Consider the following 21,129-nt stretch of genomic DNA (forward strand, 5'->3'; position numbering starts at 1 on the left):
ACACTATGTACTTGACGCCTCAGCACGTATTGCTTGCCGGAGCCACCGGACTGACCGGTGAACATCTGCTCGACCGTTTGCTCAACGAGCCGACGATCACCCGCGTGCTCGCCCCGTCCCGTCGTCCATTGGCGGAGCATCCGCACCTGGAGAACCCGGTGGGCGACCCACAGGCGTTTCTGCCGCAACTCAGTGGTCGCGTCGATATCGCCTACTGCTGTCTCGGCACCACCATCAAGCAGGCGGGTTCCGAAGCCGCGTTCCGCGCGGTGGATCTGGACATGGTCGTGGCCTTCGCCAAACGTGCACGGGAGATGGGCGCGCGGCACCTGATCGTGATCAGCGCGCTGGGCGCCGATCCGAAATCGTCGATTTTCTACAACCGGGTCAAAGGCGAGATGGAGCAGGCGTTGCGTGCGCAGGACTGGCCGCAACTGACCATCTGTCGGCCATCGCTGCTGCTGGGCGATCGTACCGAACCGCGTCTGGGCGAACAGCTGGCCGCGCCGTTTTCCAAACTGATTCCGGGCAAATACCGCGGCATCGAAGCCTGCCAACTGGCCCGGGCGATGTGGCGCCTGGCGCTGGAAGAACAGGACGGGGTGCGGGTGGTCGAGTCGGATGAGTTGCGCAAGCTCGGCAAGTAACCGCGGGACTTTGTGGCGAGGGAGCTTGCTCCCGCTCGACTGCGCAGCAGTCGCCAGCCCTGAATTATGCGGTGTATCTGAAGGATTTAGTCGCGGGGTTTGGGGCCGCTTCGCAGCCCAGCGGGAGCAAGCTCCCTCGCCACAGGAGTGCGCAGCACTCCCTTACAATCCACCCGTCGCCTGAAACCCCACGCCAATCACGGTCAGCAACGACAACGGCAACAACAGCGTATCGAGCAACGCACTCGCCGGCAGATCCACCCCCGGATAACTCGGCGCCTCAGCCCCGAAGCGATCCATCGCACAACATCCGCCATTCATCGCGTACAAATCCAGGCGCGTCCCGGAATACACCACCGGCGCGCCCGGCTTGGCCGCATCCAGCGTGCGCGCGGTGGCGCAGCCGGCCAGTTGCAGGGCCAGCGCAATCACCAACAGCTTATTCATCGCTGCTCAGATGATGCTCGCCCCAACGCGGCAGCATGTCCTGTGGAATGCCCAACAGATTGAGAATCCGTGCGACGACGAAATCGATCAGGTCGTCGATGGTCTGCGGCTGGTGATAGAAACCCGGCGAGGCCGGCAGAATGGTCACGCCCATGTTCGACAGCTTGAGCATGTGCTCCAGATGAATGCTCGAATACGGCGCTTCGCGCGGCACCAGGATCAACTGGCGGCGCTCCTTCAAGGTGACGTCCGCCGCGCGCTCGATCAGATTGTTGCAGGCACCGGTGGCAATCGCCGACAAGGTGCCGGTGGAACACGGCACCACCACCATCGCCGCTGGCGCGCCGGAGCCCGAGGCTACCGGCGACATCCAGTCTTCCTTGCCGTAAACGCGGATCTGCCCGGCGGCCGCCCCGGTGTATTCGGTGAGGAACGCCTGCATCATCTGCGGTTTGGCCGGCAGCGTGACATCGGTCTCGGTGGCCATCACCAGTTGCGCAGCCTTGGAGATCAGGAAGTGCACTTCGCGATCTTCACGCACCAGGCAATCGAGCAGGCGCAAACCGTACTGCGCGCCGGACGCGCCGGTCATCGCCAGCGTGATGCGTTCCGGGCCGCCGTTCTGGGAAAAAGTGTTCATTGCAGCGCCTCGGCGAGTTTGCCGTGCAGGCCGCCGAAGCCACCGTTGCTCATGATCACCACGTGAGTGCCGGGCTGGGCCTGGCTTTTCACGCGTTCGATGATGCCTTCCAGCGAGTCGCTGACGATCGATGGCACGCTGCACAGTGCGGCGGTGGCGCCCAGATCCCAACCGAGGTTGGCCGGGGCGTACCAGATCACCTGATCGGCATCGACCACGCTGTCGGGCAGGCCATCGCGGTGCGCGCCGAGCTTCATCGAGTTGGAGCGCGGTTCGATGATCGCGATCAGCGGTGCGTCGCCGATGCGCTTGCGCAGACCGTCGAGGGTGGTGGCGATGGCGGTCGGGTGGTGGGCGAAGTCGTCGTAGATGGTGATGCCGCGCACTTCGGCGACTTTCTCCATGCGGCGTTTGACGTTCTTGAACGCGCTCAACCCGGCGATGCCCATCGATGGCACCACACCGACATGCCGCGCCGCTGCCAGCGCGGCCAGGGCGTTGGCGACGTTGTGCTGACCGGTCAACTCCCATTCCACGGTGCCCTGGGACACGCCTTCGAACATCACTTCGAACGCCGAGCCATCGTCCTTGAGCAACTTGACCTGCCACTGACCGCCGACACCGGTGGTTTGCACCGGGGTCCAGCAACCCATTTCGATCACGCGCTGCAAGGCAGGTTCGGTGGTCGGGTGAATCACCAGACCTTCACTCGGAATGGTTCGCACCAAATGGTGGAACTGCCGCTCGATGGCCGACAGATCGGGGAAGATGTCGGCGTGATCGAACTCAAGGTTGTTGAGGATCGCGGTGCGTGGACGGTAGTGGACAAACTTCGAACGCTTGTCGAAGAACGCGCTGTCGTACTCGTCAGCCTCGATCACGAAAAACGGCGTACCGCCCAGACGTGCCGACACCGAGAAGTTCTGCGGCACGCCGCCGATCAGGAACCCCGGGCTCATGCCGGCGTGTTCCAGGACCCAGGCGAGCATGCTGCTGGTGGTGGTCTTGCCGTGCGTACCGGCAACCGCCAGCACCCAGCGCCCTTGCAACACGTGATCGGCCAGCCATTGCGGGCCGGAAACGTACGGCAGGCCTTTGTTCAGCACATACTCCACCGCCGGGTTGCCGCGGGACATGGCGTTGCCGATTACCACCAGATCCGGCGCCGGATCAAGCTGGGCCGGGTCATAACCCTGGGTCAGTTGAATGCCCTGGGCCTCCAGCTGCGTGCTCATCGGCGGATAGACGTTGGCGTCGGAGCCGGTCACGTGATGGCCCAGCTCTTTGGCCAGAACCGCCATCGAGCCCATGAAAGTCCCGCAGATACCCAGAATATGAATGTGCATAGTCGACCTCGTAAAACATGGCCGCAGGTTAGCGCAGGGAGGGGGAAATCGCACTCTTTAGCTGATCACCATCACCCCACGATCACTACCCCCCCTGTAGGAGCTGCCGAAGGCGGCGATCTTTTGATCTTGTTCTTTACAGGATCAAAAGATCGCCGCCTTCGGCAGCTCCTACAGGGGGATTTATGCGGTTCGGGCGATGCCGTGTTTGCGCAGCTTTCTGTAGAGGGTGTTGCGACTCACGCCGAGTTGCTCGGCGGTGTGGGTCATGTGCCAGCGCGTTTGCTCCAGCGCATTGAGCAACGCCAGTCGCTCGGCGTCTTCCAGCGGATGCTCGGACTCAACCGACGTCAGCGCAAGCGTCGGACGCCCCTGCCGAATCATCGCCGGCAAATCCTCAAGGCCGATTCGCCCGTCATCACACAACGCCGCCAGCGTGCGCAGGACATTGCGCAACTGCCGCACGTTGCCCGGCCAGTTGAAGGCCAGCAACGCTCGCCGCGCCGGTTCGTCGATCACAATCACTTCGCCGCCCGCCTCCTCGGCCAGCAGAAAATCCAGCAACTGCGATTTATCACTGCGTTCGCGCAGCGCCGGCAACGCGACTTCGAGGCCATTGAGCCGGTAATACAGATCTTCGCGGAAGCTGCCGTCTTCGACCCGTTCCAGCAGATTGCGGTGCGTGGCGCTGATGATCCGCACGTTGACCGCCTCCGGTTCGCCGCCAATCGGCACCACCTGCCGGTCTTCCAGCACTCGCAACAAGCGAGTTTGCAACGCCAGCGGCATGTCGCCGATTTCATCAAGAAACAGCGTGCCGCCATCGGCCTGCTGCAGCTTGCCGCGCATGCCGTCCTTGCGTGCGCCGGTGAAACTGCCGCCGCGATAACCGAACAGTTCGCTCTCGATCAGGCTCTCGGGAATCGCCGCGCAATTGAGCGCGACAAAGGCTTTGTTGGCGCGCTGGCTGGCGTGATGCACAGCCTTGGCAAAGGCTTCCTTGCCGGAGCCGGTTTCGCCATTGATCAGCAGCGGCACGTCGCGTTCGAATACCCGCAACGCCTTGCGGAAATCCGCTTGCAGCGCCGCGTCACCGAGGCAAATGCCCACCAGCGCTTGAGGCTTGGCCACGACCGGGGCCGGCAGGATCGGCGCCGGCTTGCGCGATTCGCCGCGCAGCAAGGCAAACAGATGCCGGCCGTCGCGGGTGCGCAGCGGCCAACTGGCGCTGGCATTGGCGCTGGCACGACCGAGCAACTCGTCCAGCGAACAATCGAAAAATGCTTCCACCGGTTTGCCGAGCAAACCACCGCGAATATGCCCGAGCAGGTTCAGCGCGCTCTGGTTGACCGCGCTGATCCGCCCTTCGCCGTCAAACGCCAGCAGCCCTTCGCTGAACAAGCCGACGGATTCGGCCTGCAAGTGAAAACGCAGCAGCCACTGGTTATCGAAGCAGCGCAGGAAATAGCAGCTCTCGATCATCTTCGCCGACAGATTGACCAGCGCCATGGTGTGGAACTGGCTCTGGCGCGAGACATCGTGGCGCGCCGAGGATACATCGAGTACCGCGAGCAGTTCGCCGTGCGGGTCGAACACCGGGCTCGCCGAGCAGGTCAGGCCGGTGTGGCGGCCGCGAAAGTGTTCGTCCTGATGGATGGTCAGCGCCTGGCGCTCGACCAGACAGGTGCCGATGCCGTTGGTGCCTTCGCAGGCTTCGCTCCAGTCGGCGCCGAGCCAGAGGCCGGCCCGTTCGAATATCTTGCGCTCGGCAGGTGCGGTGACGCAGTTGAGGATCACCCCGCGCGCATCGGTCAGCAGCACCGCATGACCGGCGCCGGACAGTTGCTGATGCAGGCTGCTCATTTCATTGCCGGCGATCTGTAACACCTGTTGCAGACGTTCGCGGCTTTCGAGCACGCGCCCGTGTTCGAGCACGGTGGGCGCCATGGTCAGGGCCGGATCGAGGTGATAGTCCTCGAGACAGCGCAGCCACGAGCGGGCAATCGACGGATCGGCACCGGGCCCGTGCAGGTGCGGCTTGCCCTGACTGACAGTGAGAACCTGCTGGGCATGGCGACTCAAATGGTTGTCGTGCATTTCTTATTGTTCTCCCCGAAAGGTCGACCCTTCCAGACTACCAACACTGACCTGTGGCGAGGGAGCTTGCTCCCGCTCGAGTGCGAAGCGCTCGCCAAAGTATATGAGCGGTAAACATTTCAGGGCTGCTGCGCAGCCCAGCGGGAGCAAGCTCCCTCGCCACAATAATCAACCACTGGGCGATTGGCAGTCAGCATCCTCCAGCCATCGGCGCATTGCAATGCTGGCAAGACCGGTCGGTCACAGGCTGTGCCAAATGCGGTACAAACTGTCACCCGCCCTGTACCGAAACCATCACAGCCTTCGCCCGCCCGTCCGACAAGAAATTCGCAAGGCCTTGATTTGCCTGCCCTGTACGGCAGTGGCCCGACCTTTGCTCTACGCTTATAGCAAGCGCACTTGCGCGTTTCTCTAATAAGTACAAAGCCAAGGAGAACAACATCATGCGTTACGCTCACCCCGGTACTGAAGGCGCCAAAGTCTCGTTCAAGAGCAAGTACGGTAACTACATCGGCGGCGAGTTCGTCGCGCCTGTCAAAGGTCAGTACTTCACCAACACCTCGCCAGTGAATGGCCAGCCGATTGCCGAATTCCCCCGCTCCACTGCCGAAGACATCGACAAGGCACTGGACGCCGCCCACGCCGCTGCCGATGCGTGGGGCGCCACTTCCGTGCAGGCGCGCTCGCTGATCCTGCTGAAAATCGCCGACCGCATCGAACAGAATCTCGAACTGCTGGCGATCACCGAAACCTGGGACAACGGCAAAGCCATCCGCGAAACCCTCAATGCCGACATCCCGCTGGCCGCCGACCATTTCCGTTACTTCGCCGGGTGCCTGCGCGCCCAGGAAGGCAGTGCGGCCGAAATCGACGGCAACACCGTGGCCTATCACATCCATGAGCCGCTGGGCGTGGTCGGCCAGATCATTCCGTGGAACTTCCCGCTGCTGATGGCCGCGTGGAAACTCGCCCCGGCGCTGGCCGCCGGCAACTGCGTGGTACTCAAGCCGGCCGAGCAAACCCCGCTGGGCATCTGCGTGCTGATGGAGCTGATCGGTGATCTGCTGCCACCGGGCGTGCTCAACGTGGTGCAAGGTTTCGGCAAGGAAGCCGGCGAAGCGCTGGCCACCAGCAAACGCATCGCCAAGATCGCCTTCACCGGCTCGACCCCGGTCGGCTCGCACATCATGAAATGCGCCGCCGAGAACATCATTCCGTCCACCGTGGAACTGGGCGGCAAATCGCCGAACATCTTCTTCGAAGACATCATGCAGGCCGAACCGACCTTCATCGACAAAGCCGCCGAAGGTCTGGTGCTGGCATTCTTCAACCAGGGCGAAGTCTGCACCTGCCCGTCCCGCGCACTGGTGCAGGAATCGATCTACGACGAATTCATGCAAGTGGTGATGAAGAAAGTCCTGCAGATCAAACGTGGCGACCCGCTGGACACCGACACCATGGTTGGCGCGCAGGCGTCCGAACAGCAATTCGACAAGATCCTGTCGTACCTGGAAATCGCCAAGGGTGAAGGCGCCGAGCTGCTGACCGGCGGCAAGGTGGAAAAACTCGAAGGCAACCTAGCGACCGGCTATTACATCCAGCCGACCCTGCTCAAGGGCACCAACAAAATGCGCGTGTTCCAGGAAGAAATCTTCGGCCCGGTGGTAAGCATCACCACCTTCAAGGACGAAGCCGAAGCCCTCGCCATCGCCAACGACACCGAGTTCGGCCTCGGCGCCGGCCTGTGGACCCGCGACATCAACCGCGCCTACCGCATGGGCCGCGCGATCAAGGCCGGTCGCGTGTGGACCAACTGCTACCACCTGTACCCGGCGCACGCCGCGTTCGGCGGGTACAAGAAGTCTGGCGTCGGCCGTGAAACCCACAAGATGATGCTCGATCACTATCAGCAGACGAAAAACCTGCTGGTGAGCTACGACATCAATCCGTTGGGCTTCTTCTAAAACCCGGGGCGACGCAGGTATTTCTGTGTTGCCCTCCAAATAGCTATCGCTGGCAAGCCAGCTCCCACAGGGATCTTTGCAGATCTCGATAACGGGAACACCACAGATACCTGTGGGAGCTGGCTTGCCAGCGATGGCGTCCTCAATGACACAACCCCAAGGCCTGGCCGCTCTGGCACGGCCCTTGCGTACCCGTCATTCAGGTTTTGCACAGAAACTGCCGCTGCGTGAACAGCATCCATCCACCTTAACCGCTGCACCCGAAAGTCCAACAGATCGAACAATAAAAAACAGAGAGGACTTATGACTTCCACCACACAGCTCAAACCCACACTCGGCACCCTGCACCTCTGGGGCATTGCCGTCGGCCTGGTGATTTCCGGCGAATATTTCGGCTGGAGTTACGGCTGGGGCACCGCGGGCACCCTCGGATTTCTGGTCACGGCGCTGATGGTCGCGACCATGTACACCTGCTTCATCTTCAGTTTCACCGAACTGACCACCGCGATTCCCCACGCGGGCGGGCCGTTTGCCTACAGCCGCCGGGCGTTCGGCGAGAAAGGCGGATTGATCGCCGGCATCGCCACGCTGATCGAATTTGTTTTCGCCCCTCCGGCGATTGCCATGGCCATCGGCGCCTACCTCAACGTGCAGTACCCGGAGCTTGATCCGAAGGTCGCGGCGGTCGGCGCGTACTTCGTGTTCATGACCCTGAACATCCTCGGCGTCAGCATTGCCGCGACTTTTGAGCTGGTGGTCACCGTGCTGGCGGTCGCCGAACTGCTGGTGTTCATGGGTGTGGTCGCGCCGGGCTTCAGCTTCAGCAATTTCGTGCTCAACGGCTGGTCGGGCGCCAACGAGTTCACCCTGGGCTCGATCCCCGGAATCTTTGCGGCGATCCCGTTCGCGATCTGGTTTTTCCTTGCCATCGAAGGCGCGGCCATGGCGGCCGAAGAAGCCAAGGACCCGAAACGCACGATTCCCAAGGCCTACGTCAGCGGCATCCTGACCCTGGTATTCCTCGCCATCGGCGTAATGGTGATGGCCGGCGGCGTCGGCGACTGGCGCCAACTGTCGAACATCAACGACCCGCTGCCACAGGCAATGAAAGCGGTGGTCGGCAACAACTCATCGTGGATGCACATGCTGGTGTGGATCGGTCTGTTTGGTCTGGTAGCGAGTTTCCACGGGATCATCCTCGGTTACTCGCGGCAGTTCTTCGCCCTCGCCCGCGCCGGTTACCTGCCGAAAAGCCTGGCCAAGCTGTCGCGCTTCCAGACCCCGCACCGGGCGATTCTGGCCGGTGGCGTGATCGGTATCGCGGCGATTTACAGCGATGGTCTGGTCAACCTGCAAGGCATGACCCTGACGGCCGCGATGATCACCATGTCGGTGTTCGGCGCGATCGTGATGTACATCATCAGCATGCTCAGCCTGTTCAAACTGCGCAAAACCGAACCGAACCTGGAACGCACCTTCCGCGCCCCGGGCTATCCGGTGGTGCCGGCGATTGCGCTGTTTCTGGCGGTGGTGTGCCTGGTGGCGATGGCGTGGTTCAACACGCTGATCGGTTGTGTGTTCCTGGGCTTCATGGCCGCTGGTTATCTGTACTTTCAGCTCACCGCCAAACAACGCGCCGACGCCCCGGCAGACGCTATGCTCGAAAGTATCTAGTTGCCATATAACAGTGCGTAGCGCCCCATGTAGGAGCTGCCGAAGGCTGCGATCTTTTGATCTTGTTTTTAGAAAATCAAAGTCAAAAGATCGCAGCCTTCGGCAGCTCCTACAGGGGTGTATCAATTACAGGAGGACAGCATGGTCGCATTTGCCCATTCCGTCGGCGCCCAGACCTACCGCTTCGACAGCCTCAAGGACGTCATGGCCAAGGCCAGCCCGGCGCGCTCCGGTGACTTTCTGGCCGGCGTTGCCGCGCTCAATGACGGCGAACGCGTGGCTGCACAAATGGCGCTGGCCGACATCCCGCTCACGCATTTTCTGCAGGAAGCGCTGATTCCCTATGAGACCGATGAAGTCACCCGACTGATCATCGACACCCACGACAAACAAGCCTTCGCCGTGGTCAGCCACCTCACCGTCGGCGGCTTCCGCGACTGGCTGCTCAGCGACGCCGCTGACGAAACCAGCCTGCGCGCCCTCGCTCCCGGCCTGACGCCGGAAATGGTCGCCGCCGTGTCGAAAATCATGCGCGTGCAGGATCTGGTGCTGGTGGCGCAGAAGATCCGCGTGGTCACAAAATTTCGCGGCACCCTCGGCCTGCGCGGACGCCTGTCGACCCGCCTGCAACCCAATCATCCGACCGATGAGCCATCCGGCATCGCCGCGAGCATTCTCGACGGTCTGCTGTACGGCAATGGCGACGCAATGATCGGAATCAACCCGGCCACCGACAGCATCGCCTCGATCTGCGCGATGCTGGAGATGCTCGACGCGATCATCCAGCGCTATGACATCCCGACCCAGGCCTGCGTGCTGACCCACGTCACCACCTCGATCGAGGCGATCAACCGTGGCGTGCCGCTGGACCTGGTGTTCCAGTCGATTGCCGGCACCGAAGCGGCCAACGCCAGTTTCGGCATCAACCTCAACGTATTGCAGGAAGGCTATGACGCCGGGCTGAGCCTGAAGCGCGGCACTCTCGGGCAGAACCTGATGTATTTCGAGACCGGTCAGGGCAGCGCGCTGTCGGCCAACGCCCACCATGGCGTCGATCAGCAGACCTGCGAAACCCGGGCCTACGCCGTGGCGCGGCATTTCAAGCCATTTTTGGTGAACACCGTGGTCGGCTTCATCGGCCCGGAATACCTCTATAACGGCAAGCAGATCATCCGCGCTGGCCTCGAAGATCATTTCTGCGGCAAGTTGCTCGGCGTGCCGATGGGCTGTGATATCTGCTACACCAACCACGCCGAAGCCGATCAGGACGACATGGACACCCTGCTGACCCTGCTCGGTGTGGCCGGGATCAACTTCATCATGGGCATCCCCGGCTCCGACGACATCATGCTTAACTACCAGACCACCTCGTTTCACGACGCGCTCTACGCCCGCCAGACCCTGGGCCTGAAACCGGCGCCGGAGTTCGAGCAATGGCTGGCGAACATGGGCATTTTCACCCAGGCGGACGGCAAGGTTCGCTTTGGCAACAACCTGCCGCCGGCCTTTCGCCAGGCGCTGGCGCAACTGGGATGAGTGTGATGGACAAACCGCCTGTCGACCCGCAAAACCCTTGGCTGGAGCTGCGCCGCCTGACCCCGGCGCGCATCGCTCTGGGCCGCACCGGCACCAGCCTGCCAACCCGCGCACAACTGGATTTCCAGTTCGCCCACGCCCAGGCGCGGGATGCGGTGCATCTGCCGTTCGACCACGCCGGGCTCAGCGCACAATTGAACGAACGCGGGCGCGAGACCTTGTTGCTGCACAGCGCGGCGACCGATCGCAACAGCTACCTGCAACGCCCGGATCTGGGACGCAAGCTCAGCGACGCCTCGGCGCAGACCCTGCGGGATTACGCTGCGGCGCGCTCCGGCGGGGTCGATCTGGCGATTGTGGTGGCGGACGGTTTGTCGGCATTGGCGGTGCATCGGCATACCCTGCCGTTTCTGACCCGCCTGGAGGAGCAGATGAGCGCCGACGGTTGGTCAGTTGCCCCCGTGGTGCTAGTGGAACAGGGTCGAGTTGCCATTGGTGACGAGATCGGTCAGTTGCTGGGCGCAAAAATGCTCGTGATGCTGATCGGAGAGCGTCCGGGCCTCAGCTCGCCCGACAGCCTCGGTTTATATTTCACCTACAATCCAAAAGTCGGGCTGACTGATGCCTACCGCAATTGCATCTCCAATGTGCGGCTTGAAGGCTTGAGTTACGGCATGGCGGCGCATCGTTTGCTGTATCTGATGCGCGAAGCCTGCCGGCGGCAGCTGTCGGGGGTCAATCTGAAGGACGAAGCACAGGTGCAGACGCTGGAGTCGGACGCCGGTGCGGACATGAAGGGAAACTTCCTGCTCGATCCGCCCACAACCTGAACCGTTTCCGCATTGCGTTTCTGCGCTGCTTTCAGGCAGGATCGACGCACGGCCGCAGGGTTTCCCATCGCCGTCAGAGCAGTTGAAGACAGCCACTTGAAGACGAGACCTATCATGCGGATTATTCAAGCGACCCTCGAACACCTGGATTTGCTGACCCCGTTGTTCGTCAAATATCGCGAGTTCTACGGTTCCCTGCCTTACCCGGATTCCTCCCGCGCGTTTCTCGAAAAACGCCTGCGCCGCAAGGAATCGGTGATTTATCTGGCCCTGGCCGATGATGACGACAAGAAACTGATGGGTTTCTGCCAGCTGTATCCAAGTTTTTCCTCGCTGTCGCTCAAGCGCGTGTGGATCCTCAACGACATCTATGTCGCCGAAGACGCCCGCCGCCAGCTGGTGGCCGACAACCTGATCCGCACCGCGAAGAGAATGGCCAAGGAAACCCAGGCCGTGCGCATGCGCGTGTCCACCAGTGCCGACAACGAAGTGGCGCAGAAAACCTACGAATCCATCGGGTTCAAGGAAGACACTGAGTTCAAGAACTACGTGCTGCCGATCAGCGACGAGCTCTAGCGCTCATCAAGGGCCTGTTGTGGCGAGGGAGCTTGCTCCCGCCGGGCTGCGAAGCGGCCCCACCTCAGTCATCGCAACAGGTCAGGCAAATCCAAGGCTTGGGAGTGCTCCGCCCTCCAGCGGGAGCAAGCTCCCTCGCCACACCAAACTTGCCGCCACCATCAATACCTGCCTGACATTTATTCACACCCCGACATCCCTCGCTACAAAACCAACGCGCTTTTCACCTCTCAGACCGTATAATCCCGAGCTTTCCGGCTTGTAAGAAAAACTACACCCCGCTGTAGGCTTACACCCGAATCATCCGCACAGGCCTGCCGAGTCGGGCCGTCACCACAGGTGCCCCCATGGATTTCAACCCGCTCGACCTTATCCTGCATCTCGATGTGTACCTCGATTTGCTGGTGACCAACTACGGGCCGTGGATCTACGCGATTCTGTTCGCTGTCATCTTCTGTGAAACCGGTCTGGTGGTGATGCCGTTCCTGCCGGGTGATTCGCTGTTGTTCATCGCCGGTGCCGTGGCGGCGGGCGGTGGCATGGATCCGGTGCTGTTGGGTGGTCTGTTGATGCTCGCGGCGATCCTCGGCGACAGTACCAACTATGTGATCGGACGAACGGCGGGCGAAAAACTCTTCAGCAACCCGAATTCGAAAATCTTCCGTCGCGACTACCTGCAAAAAACCCACGATTTCTACGACAAGCACGGCGGCAAAACCGTGACCCTGGCGCGTTTCCTGCCAATCATCCGCACGTTTGCACCGTTCGTCGCCGGCGTCGGCAAAATGCCCTACCCGCGATTCTTCGCTTTCAGCGTATTCGGCACCATCCTCTGGGTCGGTGGTCTGGTGACTCTGGGTTACTTCTTCGGCAACGTACCGTTCATCAAGAAGAACCTGTCGCTGCTGGTGGTCGGCATCATCCTGCTGTCGCTGATTCCGATGATCATCGGCGTGGTGCGCAGCCGTTTCGGCGGCTCCAGCTCCAAAGCCGAAACCCACTGATCCGATGTGGTCACTGAGCGCCTGGCGTCGCCGGCGCATTCTGGCCAGGCACCCGATTGCCGACGACCTGTGGCAACGGGTGCGCCATCACCTCAGCTTCCTCGACGGCATCAGCGCCGCCGAAGACCAATGGTTGCGTGAAGCCAGCGTCCTGTTTCTCGAAGAAAAACACCTGACCGCCCTGCCCGACGTCGAATTGCATCAGGAACAACGTCTGCTGCTTGCCGCGCAGGCCCAGTTACCGCTGCTCAATCTGGGCGATTTGAACTGGTATCAGGGCTTCCACGAAATCGTCCTCTACCCTGACGACTTCCTCAGCCCGCAACGGCATCGCGATGCCAGCGGCGTCGAGCACGAGTGGGACGGCGAGCACAGCGGCGAAGCCTGGCAACAGGGGCCGATCATCCTCGCCTGGCCGGGGGTGATGGCCAGTGGTGGCTGGGAGGGCTACAACCTGGTGATCCACGAACTGGCGCACAAACTCGACATGCTCAACGGCGACGCCAACGGCCTGCCGCCGCTGCACGCCGACATGCGCGTCAGCGACTGGGCCGAGGTCATGCAACACGCCTACGATGACCTCAACCGCCAGCTCGACCGCAACCCCGATGCCGAAACCGCCATCGACCCGTACGCCGCCGAAAACCCGGCGGAGTTCTTCGCGGTCACCAGCGAATACTTCTTCAGCGCCCCGGATCTGCTGCACGCGGCTTATCCACAGGTCTACTTGCAACTGCAGCTTTTCTACCGGCAGGATCCGTTGGGCAGGCTGCGGCAACTTCAGGCCACAGACCCGGTCTATCAGGCGCACAAGTAAGCGCTGCAGGACTTCTGGTACGTGGCGTCGGCGTAGGAATATGCCTATAATCGCCGCCACTTTTTGGTCAATCCGGCCAAGTGTTTTTGGTCAACTACGGGGGCAACGCCCAATGAGCTACAGCAAGATTCCGGCTGGCAAAGACCTGCCGAACGACATCTACGTCGCGATCGAGATCCCGGCCAACCACGCGCCGATCAAATACGAAATCGACAAAGACAGCGATTGCCTGTTCGTTGACCGTTTCATGGCCACCCCAATGTTCTACCCGGCCAACTACGGTTACATCCCGAACACCCTGGCTGACGACGGTGATCCCCTCGACGTGCTGGTTGTGACCCCTTACCCGGTTGCTCCAGGCTCGGTGATCCGCGCGCGTCCAGTCGGCATCCTGAACATGACCGACGACGGCGGCGGCGATGCCAAAGTCATCGCAGTCCCGCACGACAAGCTGTCCCAGCTGTACGTCGATGTGAAGGAATACACCGACCTGCCACCGCTGCTGATCCAGCAGATCGAGCACTTCTTCGCGAACTACAAGGATCTCGAAAAAGGCAAGTGGGTCAAGATCGAAGGCTGGGCTGGCGCTGACGCCGCTCGCGAAGCGATCACCAAGTCGGTTGCCGCCTACAAGGGCTAAGCACCTGTTTGCTGCATGACGCTTGAAGAAAACCCCGGTTGATCCGGGGTTTTTTATGTCTGCAAAAAGCCGTCTTAAACAGTGTGTTTATCGCGGACTACAGAAAAGTTTCGAAGCGAGTGATTTCCCACAAGCACGTCTTACATCCAGTCGCAAAATACAGCCTTTTTTTGAACGCCCGGTTTATTCAAAGCGCTCTGGCACGGCCGTAGACTCCGTGTTTATGAGAAAGAACACTAGCGGTCCAAGATTCAAGGCACTCCTGGAAGCAGCGAACATCACCACCACGGGATTCGCAAAGTTCTGGGGCACGGAAGCCCAAAACATTCATAACTGGTACACCCGGGGCGTCCCGGCGTATCGCATGGAGGAAGTCTCACGCCTGCTCTCGGTCAACAGCGACTGGCTGAAAACCGGTGAAGGCAGCAAAGAATTACCCCGTCTGCATAGTCCTGCCAGCAACGGCGACACCTTTGACGCGCAGTCCGTCAACGGCGTCTATTCCATCATCGACCCCAACGACATCGAACTGCCGTTTTTCAAGGAAACACCGCTCAGTGCCGGTGCCGACAAGACCCACGTCATTCTCGACCCCGAGCAAACCGTCCGTCTGCCACGCGCCCACCTCGCACAACTGGAAATCCGTCCCGGCGACGCCATCTGTGCGCACATGATCGGCAACAGCATGGCCGAGCGCATCGAAGACGGCTCGATCATCGGCATCGACCGCGGCCTGACCCAGGTGGTCGACGGTGAAATCTACGCCATCGAACACGACGGCATGCTGCGCATCAAATACCTGCATCGCATGCCCGGCAACGCCCTGCGCCTGCGCAGCCACAACAGCGCCGAGTACCCGGACGAAATCTTCCGCGCAGCGCAGATCGATGAGCAGCGGATACACATTCTGGGCTGGGTATTCTGGTGGTCGACCCTGGGCAAACGCCGGCCGGTGGTGCCGTTTCTCTGATCCTGCGCCACTCCCCGGCCCAACACAGAACCCTGTGGGAGCGGGCTTGCCCGCGAAGAGGCCCTGAAAGTCAGTACAAAACCCGAATTTCTACCGCCGCCGCCGCTCTATTGCGCACTTGAGACTGGGAATCCCCAACAAAACTCAGTATCCTGCGCCCCACATTTGCGCATCGACCCGCTCCCGCGGCTCAGATGACGCCTGACGCGGCAGACCAACGTCTGACCAAGTCCCACAGCCGGACGCAGATCCGGGTGTACGTTTTGAAGGCTGACGCGGTTTACCAAAAATAAACCAAGCCAGTCCCCGAGAAGCCGGCCACAAGCCGGCTTTTTAATGCCTGCTAAAAAATGTCCTATTCAGCCTTTCGGCATATAAATGAGCCGAGACACAGCGACTTACGCTTTCACGGCACCAGCGCTAACTCTCAAAGGCATCATCAGCGAACGTTAATTTATACTCGCCCGCCGGTCAGTTCAAAAACACCCATCAGCACAGGGATGCGCCATGTCCGTTCCAACCTACGATCAGTTCATTGAGCCGATCCTGCGTTTTCTCGCCACAAAACCCGAGGGTGCAATTGCTCGAGACGCCCACGAAGCGGCAGCCAAAATGCTGCAACTAACAGAAGCTCAACGTGAGGATCTGATCGCGAGTGGTCAGGCCACCTACAAGAACCGATCAGGTTGGGCGCACGATCGTCTCAAGCGCGCAGGCCTTTCCAGCAGTGCCAAACGCGGTTATTGGAAGTTGACTGATGCAGGTGTGCAGTACGCCAAGGACCATGCATTTCCGCTGTCGGCCAAAGATGTGGAGCATTTAGCAATCGGCTATATGAATGTGAAGCTGAAGGTCGCGCCTGATGCCGAGCCACTGGATGACCAACCAAATGTCGAGCCTGACCTGGCCTCCGCCACCGAAAGTCCCGATGACCGACTGGAACGAGCGCTTAAGGAGTTGCGCGATGCCACGGCGGCCGACCTTTTGGACAACTTGCTACAGGTCAGTCCCAACCGCTTTGAAGTGATCGTGCTGGATGTACTTCATCGACTGGGTTACGGCGCCAGTCGCAATGATTTGCAACGTGTAGGCGGCTCCGGTGACGCCGGCATCGACGGCATTATCTCGCTCGATAAATTGGGGCTGGAGAAGGTTTACGTTCAGGCCAAGCGCTGGCAGAACACGGTTGGCCGGCCTGAACTGCAGGCGTTCTATGGAGCACTCGCCGGGCAAAAAGCAAAGCGCGGCGTTTTCATCACTACCTCTGGCTTTACGGCGCACGCTGTCGACTTCGCCAAATCGGTGGACGGTATTGTGTTGGTAGACGGCACGCGGCTTGTGCACCTGATGATGGATCATGAGGTGGGCGTGACATCCCGTTTGTTACGGTTGCCGACGCTGGATCGCGATTACTTTGATGAGGAATGAGTTCAGTGGTGAGTCAATTTGGCTCGGCTATTAGATTCCTATATTGGGCTTGCCGTGAAAAGTGATGGCACACTAGAATCACGGCAACTGTTCTACCAACCCCCACGGATCGAGGGTTACATCAGCACGGGGCGAGGCCGGGACTGAATTCAGTTTAGGTTGATGTGCAGGTCAAGGAGACCACTATGTCGGAAGTTAAAAGCATCAAGGATCAGAAGCTTCTCTACCATCTCACTTCAGTTGAAAACCTGGATGGGATTTTCAGGGATGGCTTGAAACCTCGCGCCGGCCTCTCGGGTTTCAAAGACGTCGCAGATGCTGAAATCCTGAAAAAGCGGCAGGCTCTGCAGCTCGACAACTACGTCCCCTTCCACTGGTTTGCGAAGAATCCATTTGACGGAAGCGTTCAGCGCAATAGGCCAGAGGCACAATTTGTGTTGATCTCGGTCTACAGATCAACAGCCAAGCAATACGGCTGGAAAGTCATTCCACGCCACCCGTTAGCGGGCGACTCAATACAGCTACTTGATTACGAACAGGGTTTCGAAGCCATCGAGTGGGATGTCATGAGCAGTCGCGATTACCTGGACCCTCATTGCAAAAGCATCTGCATGGCAGAGTGTCTCGCACCGGGGATTGTTAAACCTGATGCCTTCTTCAAAATCTTCACCCCCAGCGAAGAAGTTGATGCACTTTGCGTCGCTAAATTACAGGCGGCCGATGTTAATGTGCAGACCAGCGTGAACCAGAGAATGTTTTATCAATGATCTATACCAACCTGAATCCAGAGAAAGCTCTGATTTGGCGTATCGTCCATCGCGATAACCTGCCCTGGATTCTGGACAACGGTCTGCATTGCGCAAACTCGGAAGCAAAGGCACCTCAGTACGTGAATATCGGCAACGTCGACTTGATCGACAAACGCCGTTTCCGTCAGGTGCCTATCGCACCCGAAGGCGTACTGGCCGACTACGTGCCCTTCTATTTCACACCCTTCTCGGTGATGATGCAGAACATTCACTCTGGCTGGAGTGTTCAACAACGCGGCAATGACGAGATCGTGATTCTGGTCTCAAGCCTCTATCGCGTTGAAGAGCTTGGCCTACCGTTTGTCTTCACAAACGCTCATGCCTACCCGAGTTGGACAAACTACTACAGCGGTCTGGCGAATCTCGACCAGATCGATTGGTCTATCCTTCAACGGCGCGACTTCAAGCGCGATCCTGACGACCCTCGCAAAATGGAGCGTTATCAGGCTGAGGCGCTGATCCACCAACATTTACCGATTACGGGACTACTGGGCATCATGTGCCACACCGATGCAATGAAAGTACGCATAGAAGCAGACGTCGCCGCCAGAGGCCTGACGTTGCCGGTTCATGCGCGCCCCAAATGGTATTTCCAATGATCAGATTCACCCAAGGCAACCTGCTGGAAGCCAAAACCGAAGCACTCGTCAACACGGTGAATACCGTTGGCGTGATGGGTAAGGGCATCGCGCTGATGTTCAAGGAACGCTTTGCGCAGAATTACCGACTATATGCAGCCGCGTGCAAAGCCGGGGATGTCGAAACCGGCAAAATGCACGTGACCGCCACCAACGAACTCGATGGCCCCCGCTGGATCGTGAATTTCCCTACCAAGCGCCATTGGCGTTCTCCATCGCAAATGGCGTGGATAACCGAAGGCTTGCATGATCTGCGACGATTTCTGCTTGAAAACGATGTGAAGTCCGTCGCCGTTCCTCCGCTGGGCGCTGGTAACGGTGGTTTGAAGTGGCCTGAAGTGCGCGAGCAGATTGTAGAAGTGCTGGGTGACCTGGACGTCGATGTATTAGTGTTCGAACCCTCCAATCAGTATCTGAATGTCGCTAAGCGCGATGGCGTTGAGCAACTCACTCCGGCGCGCGCACTGATTGCTGAATTGGTCCGGCGTTATTGGGTTCTGGGCATGGAATGCAGCCTGCTCGAAATTCAGAAACTGGCTTGGTTTCTTGAACGTGCAATCGAGAAAATTCCAGATGCTGAGAATCCGCTGAACCTTAAATTTGTCGCTCATAAATTCGGCCCGTATGCCAATCGATTGGAGCATCTGCTCAACAATCTGGATGGCAGCTATCTACATTGCGACAAGCGCATCAGTGATGCAGGAATCACCGATGTCATTTGGTTTGATCAAGATCGCAAAGCCTTTTTGCAAACCTACCTCAAGACTGAAGCCAAGGAATACTCCCAGGCTTTAGAGCGAACGGCTGAATTGATCGATGGTTTTGAGTCACCTTTCGGCATGGAGTTGCTGGCGACCGTTGATTGGTTGCTGATTCGGGAAAGGATTGCTCCAACCGTTCCTGCGGTACGTATAGCACTGAAGAACTGGGATGGTGGGTCCGGAGCTGCGGTGCGTAAAAACAAGTTATTCGATGATCAGGCACTAGGAATCGCGATCACTCGTCTGACATCCAGCAGTTTCAGCCCGGAAATAGCGGCCTGACATCGTTATGAAATGGGGCAAGAAGTACTTGCCCTCTTACCGCGCCCTGACTGAAACGTGCATCGCAATAAGCCATTAGCACATCCGCCCTAATTGCCCCGCGCCCAACCTCACCACTAAATTTCCATTCTGTTTTTGTGCATTACAAAAGCGCCAAGGAATGGAGCAACACCATGTCGTCGTTTTTCAAACTCACTCAATCCGCTGTTCTGCTGACCGCACTCCTGACCGCTGCCACTTCAGCCCTGGCAGAGGAGCAGAAGCTCGTCGGTGACTGGTGGATCATTTACGGCAACGGCGTTCCCCACAAGAACATCATGTATGTGGCCGACAGCACTTCAGTCGTGCTGTCGAAGCAGACCAAGGGGGCCAAGTTGGTCGCCGTGACGCTGGTGTATGAAGAACCCGGCAAACCGATGATCGATGCCTACAACCTCGAAGTTCAGTGTTCGACGAACAAGGTCCGAATGCTCAATGGCCAGTCGGTTGATCGCATCGCTTACATGATGCGCAACCTCAAAGTTAACGACCAATGGCAGCAGCCGAAAGAGTTCTGGGTGCAGCGCACCAGCGAGTTCGTTTGCTCACCTGCCAAAAAGGACATGATCGCGCTGGGCAAGATGGAGTACCTGCAGATGATTCAGGGTATGCAGCAGATGTTTTTCAAACTGGCGCCGATTCAGGAGAAAGGCCAGATGATGGATAACCTCGACTCGATCCTGGGCAACAAGTAAGCGGCGGGCATCACGATGAACCCATGGACTAAAACGTTATTGGCGCTGCTGATAACGCCCGCTGTTTTGCTGATCAATGGTTGCCACTTGATTGCGCAGTCGCGCTGGGAAGGACGCGATGTTCAGGAAGCGCTCGATCTGTTTGGCAAACCCGACTCGATGAAAAAACAGACCGGGGCCAACGGCGAGAATCTGGCTGTGCTCACCTGGTACAAATCGTCCAGCTGGACCACCACGGAAGCCGCCGGTACCTCAATGAATCACACCGGCAACGGCATGGTTTACACCGAGTACTACGAGACGGTCGGTCACAGTTCCGATTGCAAACTTGAAGCTACCGTCAACAAGGCGAAAAAGATCGTGCTGTTCAGGATCGAGGACGGAAAGATCATTCACGGCAAGTGCATCAACGTGCCGTTCGTGCCTGGTTACATTCCGCCCGGTTTCTAGTGCAACCCTGAGCAGGCTGCTGCTCAGGGATAGCTGAACGACTTCACAAGCGTCAGTTCACCCACCGCTCGCATCGGCACCACAAACGTCTCCATCTTCTCGCTCGGCGTGCCTTCCTCGGTAATCACCGTCACCTGCGCCGTGGTCAGCGGCTGCACCGCCTCCTCCCCGCCTTCATCATCCCCGCGATACCCACCGCCGAAATAATTCACGTATACCAGATACTGGCCCTTGATTGGCGCCGGCATGGCGAAGATTTCCGGGCCGTAGCCGGTGGTGACGTCGACGTCGAGGGCGGCGCCGTTGGGTGCGACGCGGTCGCCGTACCAGATGTGCGCGCCGTCGGGGGTGATCAGGTGCAGATCGAGGTCAGTGCCGTCGCTGTCCCACGACAGCAGCACGCGCAGTTTGGCCGGGGTGGCGCCACCGCTGGCGTTGAGGAACTGCGTGCGGTGGCGTTGCTGGCCGTCGGGGCTGCGCACTTCGACGCTGTTGCTGCCGTTGGGGAAGGAGAACGGGCGGTCGAAGCGACCGCTGTCGTCGATTTTCAGCGGCATGCTGACGCCGTTGACGATCAGTCGGCCGGGCTCCTTGCTCTTGGGGGTGGCTTTGATTTCGCCGCTGATGCGCGCCGTGTTGGCCTGGCCCACCGGAGTGTTGACCGAGGAAGCCGGGTAGTTGACGGTCTGGCGGAAATTTTCGCCTTCGCCTTCGGGCGCGCCGGTACGCCAGCCGCCGACCGGGGTGTCGAGTTTGACGCTGTCGGCGGCCATTGCCATCGGCAATGCATGGAACGCGCAGAGCAACAGCAAGACCTGTGGATAACGGAGTGTCATGGT

The 21,129-nt window shown here is 59.6% G+C and carries 21 protein-coding genes; 16 read left to right on the top strand and 5 right to left on the bottom strand.

The window, feature by feature from the left end:
* Positions 1 to 5 precede the first annotated feature (5 nt).
* Complete coding sequence (locus tag ABV589_RS11190) at positions 6 to 647, top strand: oxidoreductase (RefSeq protein ID WP_095139170.1); 642 nt, start codon at positions 6 to 8, stop codon at positions 645 to 647.
* Between the two features lie 162 nt (positions 648 to 809).
* Here ABV589_RS11190 and ABV589_RS11195 read toward each other — a convergent pair whose 3' ends face one another.
* The 4 genes from ABV589_RS11195 to ABV589_RS11210 all read right to left on the bottom strand — a co-directional run bounded on the left by ABV589_RS11195 (position 810) and on the right by ABV589_RS11210 (position 5,177).
* Positions 810 to 1,094: a YceK/YidQ family lipoprotein gene (locus ABV589_RS11195; RefSeq protein WP_007968135.1), complete on the bottom strand. Its 285-nt coding sequence runs from the start codon at positions 1,092 to 1,094 to the stop codon at positions 810 to 812.
* The gene (gene ubiX / locus ABV589_RS11200) at positions 1,087 to 1,734 is read right to left on the bottom strand and encodes a flavin prenyltransferase UbiX (RefSeq protein WP_367085852.1); all 648 of its coding nucleotides are present in this window, start codon (positions 1,732 to 1,734) and stop codon (positions 1,087 to 1,089) included. Before ubiX ends, ABV589_RS11195 begins: the two co-directional genes overlap by 8 nt.
* The gene (gene mpl / locus ABV589_RS11205) at positions 1,731 to 3,080 is read right to left on the bottom strand and encodes a UDP-N-acetylmuramate:L-alanyl-gamma-D-glutamyl-meso-diaminopimelate ligase (protein WP_367085853.1); all 1,350 of its coding nucleotides are present in this window, start codon (positions 3,078 to 3,080) and stop codon (positions 1,731 to 1,733) included. The genes ubiX and mpl overlap by 4 nt, the downstream gene beginning before the upstream one ends.
* A gap of 183 nt (positions 3,081 to 3,263) precedes the next feature.
* On the bottom strand, positions 3,264 to 5,177 hold the full coding sequence (locus ABV589_RS11210) for a sigma-54-dependent Fis family transcriptional regulator (protein WP_367085854.1): 1,914 nt from the start codon (positions 5,175 to 5,177) through the stop codon (positions 3,264 to 3,266).
* A 443-nt stretch (positions 5,178 to 5,620) separates the two neighbouring features.
* On the opposite strand from ABV589_RS11210, the gene ABV589_RS11215 reads away from it, so the two are divergent.
* From ABV589_RS11215 to ABV589_RS11285, 15 genes are all read left to right on the top strand, one after another.
* Complete coding sequence (locus ABV589_RS11215; RefSeq protein ID WP_367085855.1) at positions 5,621 to 7,141, top strand: aldehyde dehydrogenase family protein; 1,521 nt, start codon at positions 5,621 to 5,623, stop codon at positions 7,139 to 7,141.
* 303 nt (positions 7,142 to 7,444) lie between these two features.
* Positions 7,445 to 8,815 (top strand): ethanolamine permease, encoded by a 1,371-nt coding sequence (gene eat, locus ABV589_RS11220; protein WP_367085856.1) that lies wholly within the window; start codon positions 7,445 to 7,447, stop codon positions 8,813 to 8,815.
* Positions 8,816 to 8,956: 141 nt separating this feature from the next.
* A complete protein-coding gene (locus ABV589_RS11225) occupies positions 8,957 to 10,351 on the top strand; it encodes an ethanolamine ammonia-lyase subunit EutB (protein ID WP_367085857.1) in 1,395 nt (464 codons plus the stop codon).
* Between the two features lie 5 nt (positions 10,352 to 10,356).
* The gene (gene eutC / locus ABV589_RS11230; protein WP_367085858.1) at positions 10,357 to 11,181 is read left to right on the top strand and encodes an ethanolamine ammonia-lyase subunit EutC; all 825 of its coding nucleotides are present in this window, start codon (positions 10,357 to 10,359) and stop codon (positions 11,179 to 11,181) included.
* A 114-nt stretch (positions 11,182 to 11,295) separates the two neighbouring features.
* The gene (locus tag ABV589_RS11235) at positions 11,296 to 11,757 is read left to right on the top strand and encodes an N-acetyltransferase (RefSeq protein WP_007968150.1); all 462 of its coding nucleotides are present in this window, start codon (positions 11,296 to 11,298) and stop codon (positions 11,755 to 11,757) included.
* Between the two features lie 347 nt (positions 11,758 to 12,104).
* Complete coding sequence (locus ABV589_RS11240; RefSeq protein ID WP_247268903.1) at positions 12,105 to 12,761, top strand: DedA family protein; 657 nt, start codon at positions 12,105 to 12,107, stop codon at positions 12,759 to 12,761.
* A gap of 4 nt (positions 12,762 to 12,765) precedes the next feature.
* On the top strand, positions 12,766 to 13,578 hold the full coding sequence (locus ABV589_RS11245) for a zinc-dependent peptidase (RefSeq protein ID WP_367085859.1): 813 nt from the start codon (positions 12,766 to 12,768) through the stop codon (positions 13,576 to 13,578).
* A gap of 112 nt (positions 13,579 to 13,690) precedes the next feature.
* A complete protein-coding gene (gene ppa / locus ABV589_RS11250; RefSeq protein WP_003205933.1) occupies positions 13,691 to 14,218 on the top strand; it encodes an inorganic diphosphatase in 528 nt (175 codons plus the stop codon).
* Positions 14,219 to 14,441: 223 nt separating this feature from the next.
* Complete coding sequence (locus tag ABV589_RS11255; RefSeq protein WP_367085860.1) at positions 14,442 to 15,188, top strand: helix-turn-helix transcriptional regulator; 747 nt, start codon at positions 14,442 to 14,444, stop codon at positions 15,186 to 15,188.
* A 507-nt stretch (positions 15,189 to 15,695) separates the two neighbouring features.
* The gene (locus tag ABV589_RS11260) at positions 15,696 to 16,616 is read left to right on the top strand and encodes a restriction endonuclease (RefSeq protein ID WP_367085862.1); all 921 of its coding nucleotides are present in this window, start codon (positions 15,696 to 15,698) and stop codon (positions 16,614 to 16,616) included.
* Between the two features lie 185 nt (positions 16,617 to 16,801).
* A complete protein-coding gene (locus ABV589_RS11265; RefSeq protein WP_367085863.1) occupies positions 16,802 to 17,383 on the top strand; it encodes a DarT ssDNA thymidine ADP-ribosyltransferase family protein in 582 nt (193 codons plus the stop codon).
* Positions 17,380 to 18,024, top strand: coding sequence for a DUF4433 domain-containing protein (locus ABV589_RS11270; protein WP_367085865.1), 645 nt, complete (start codon positions 17,380 to 17,382; stop codon positions 18,022 to 18,024). Before ABV589_RS11265 ends, ABV589_RS11270 begins: the two co-directional genes overlap by 4 nt.
* A complete protein-coding gene (locus ABV589_RS11275; protein ID WP_367085866.1) occupies positions 18,021 to 19,106 on the top strand; it encodes a macro domain-containing protein in 1,086 nt (361 codons plus the stop codon). The genes ABV589_RS11270 and ABV589_RS11275 overlap by 4 nt, the downstream gene beginning before the upstream one ends.
* A gap of 173 nt (positions 19,107 to 19,279) precedes the next feature.
* Positions 19,280 to 19,840, top strand: a complete 561-nt coding sequence (locus tag ABV589_RS11280; RefSeq protein ID WP_367085867.1) for a hypothetical protein — start codon at positions 19,280 to 19,282, stop codon at positions 19,838 to 19,840.
* A 15-nt stretch (positions 19,841 to 19,855) separates the two neighbouring features.
* The gene (locus ABV589_RS11285) at positions 19,856 to 20,290 is read left to right on the top strand and encodes a hypothetical protein (RefSeq protein WP_027612917.1); all 435 of its coding nucleotides are present in this window, start codon (positions 19,856 to 19,858) and stop codon (positions 20,288 to 20,290) included.
* A 23-nt stretch (positions 20,291 to 20,313) separates the two neighbouring features.
* Here ABV589_RS11285 and ABV589_RS11290 read toward each other — a convergent pair whose 3' ends face one another.
* Entirely contained in the window at positions 20,314 to 21,126 is an 813-nt protein-coding gene (locus tag ABV589_RS11290) for a DUF2135 domain-containing protein (protein WP_367085869.1), read from the bottom strand.
* Positions 21,127 to 21,129: the final 3 nt, after the last annotated feature.

Source organism: Pseudomonas sp. HOU2 (assembly GCF_040729435.1).
Lineage (GTDB): Bacteria > Pseudomonadota > Gammaproteobacteria > Pseudomonadales > Pseudomonadaceae > Aquipseudomonas.

Coding starts and splice junctions, on each gene's coding strand:
- ABV589_RS11190 (WP_095139170.1), top strand. CDS start 6: ATGTACTTGACGCCTCAGCACGTATTGCTTGCCGGAGCCACCGGACTG.
- ABV589_RS11195 (WP_007968135.1), bottom strand. CDS start 1,094: ATGAATAAGCTGTTGGTGATTGCGCTGGCCCTGCAACTGGCCGGCTGC.
- ubiX (WP_367085852.1), bottom strand. CDS start 1,734: ATGAACACTTTTTCCCAGAACGGCGGCCCGGAACGCATCACGCTGGCG.
- mpl (WP_367085853.1), bottom strand. CDS start 3,080: ATGCACATTCATATTCTGGGTATCTGCGGGACTTTCATGGGCTCGATG.
- ABV589_RS11210 (WP_367085854.1), bottom strand. CDS start 5,177: ATGCACGACAACCATTTGAGTCGCCATGCCCAGCAGGTTCTCACTGTC.
- ABV589_RS11215 (WP_367085855.1), top strand. CDS start 5,621: ATGCGTTACGCTCACCCCGGTACTGAAGGCGCCAAAGTCTCGTTCAAG.
- eat (WP_367085856.1), top strand. CDS start 7,445: ATGACTTCCACCACACAGCTCAAACCCACACTCGGCACCCTGCACCTC.
- ABV589_RS11225 (WP_367085857.1), top strand. CDS start 8,957: ATGGTCGCATTTGCCCATTCCGTCGGCGCCCAGACCTACCGCTTCGAC.
- eutC (WP_367085858.1), top strand. CDS start 10,357: ATGGACAAACCGCCTGTCGACCCGCAAAACCCTTGGCTGGAGCTGCGC.
- ABV589_RS11235 (WP_007968150.1), top strand. CDS start 11,296: ATGCGGATTATTCAAGCGACCCTCGAACACCTGGATTTGCTGACCCCG.
- ABV589_RS11240 (WP_247268903.1), top strand. CDS start 12,105: ATGGATTTCAACCCGCTCGACCTTATCCTGCATCTCGATGTGTACCTC.
- ABV589_RS11245 (WP_367085859.1), top strand. CDS start 12,766: ATGTGGTCACTGAGCGCCTGGCGTCGCCGGCGCATTCTGGCCAGGCAC.
- ppa (WP_003205933.1), top strand. CDS start 13,691: ATGAGCTACAGCAAGATTCCGGCTGGCAAAGACCTGCCGAACGACATC.
- ABV589_RS11255 (WP_367085860.1), top strand. CDS start 14,442: ATGAGAAAGAACACTAGCGGTCCAAGATTCAAGGCACTCCTGGAAGCA.
- ABV589_RS11260 (WP_367085862.1), top strand. CDS start 15,696: ATGTCCGTTCCAACCTACGATCAGTTCATTGAGCCGATCCTGCGTTTT.
- ABV589_RS11265 (WP_367085863.1), top strand. CDS start 16,802: ATGTCGGAAGTTAAAAGCATCAAGGATCAGAAGCTTCTCTACCATCTC.
- ABV589_RS11270 (WP_367085865.1), top strand. CDS start 17,380: ATGATCTATACCAACCTGAATCCAGAGAAAGCTCTGATTTGGCGTATC.
- ABV589_RS11275 (WP_367085866.1), top strand. CDS start 18,021: ATGATCAGATTCACCCAAGGCAACCTGCTGGAAGCCAAAACCGAAGCA.
- ABV589_RS11280 (WP_367085867.1), top strand. CDS start 19,280: ATGTCGTCGTTTTTCAAACTCACTCAATCCGCTGTTCTGCTGACCGCA.
- ABV589_RS11285 (WP_027612917.1), top strand. CDS start 19,856: ATGAACCCATGGACTAAAACGTTATTGGCGCTGCTGATAACGCCCGCT.
- ABV589_RS11290 (WP_367085869.1), bottom strand. CDS start 21,126: ATGACACTCCGTTATCCACAGGTCTTGCTGTTGCTCTGCGCGTTCCAT.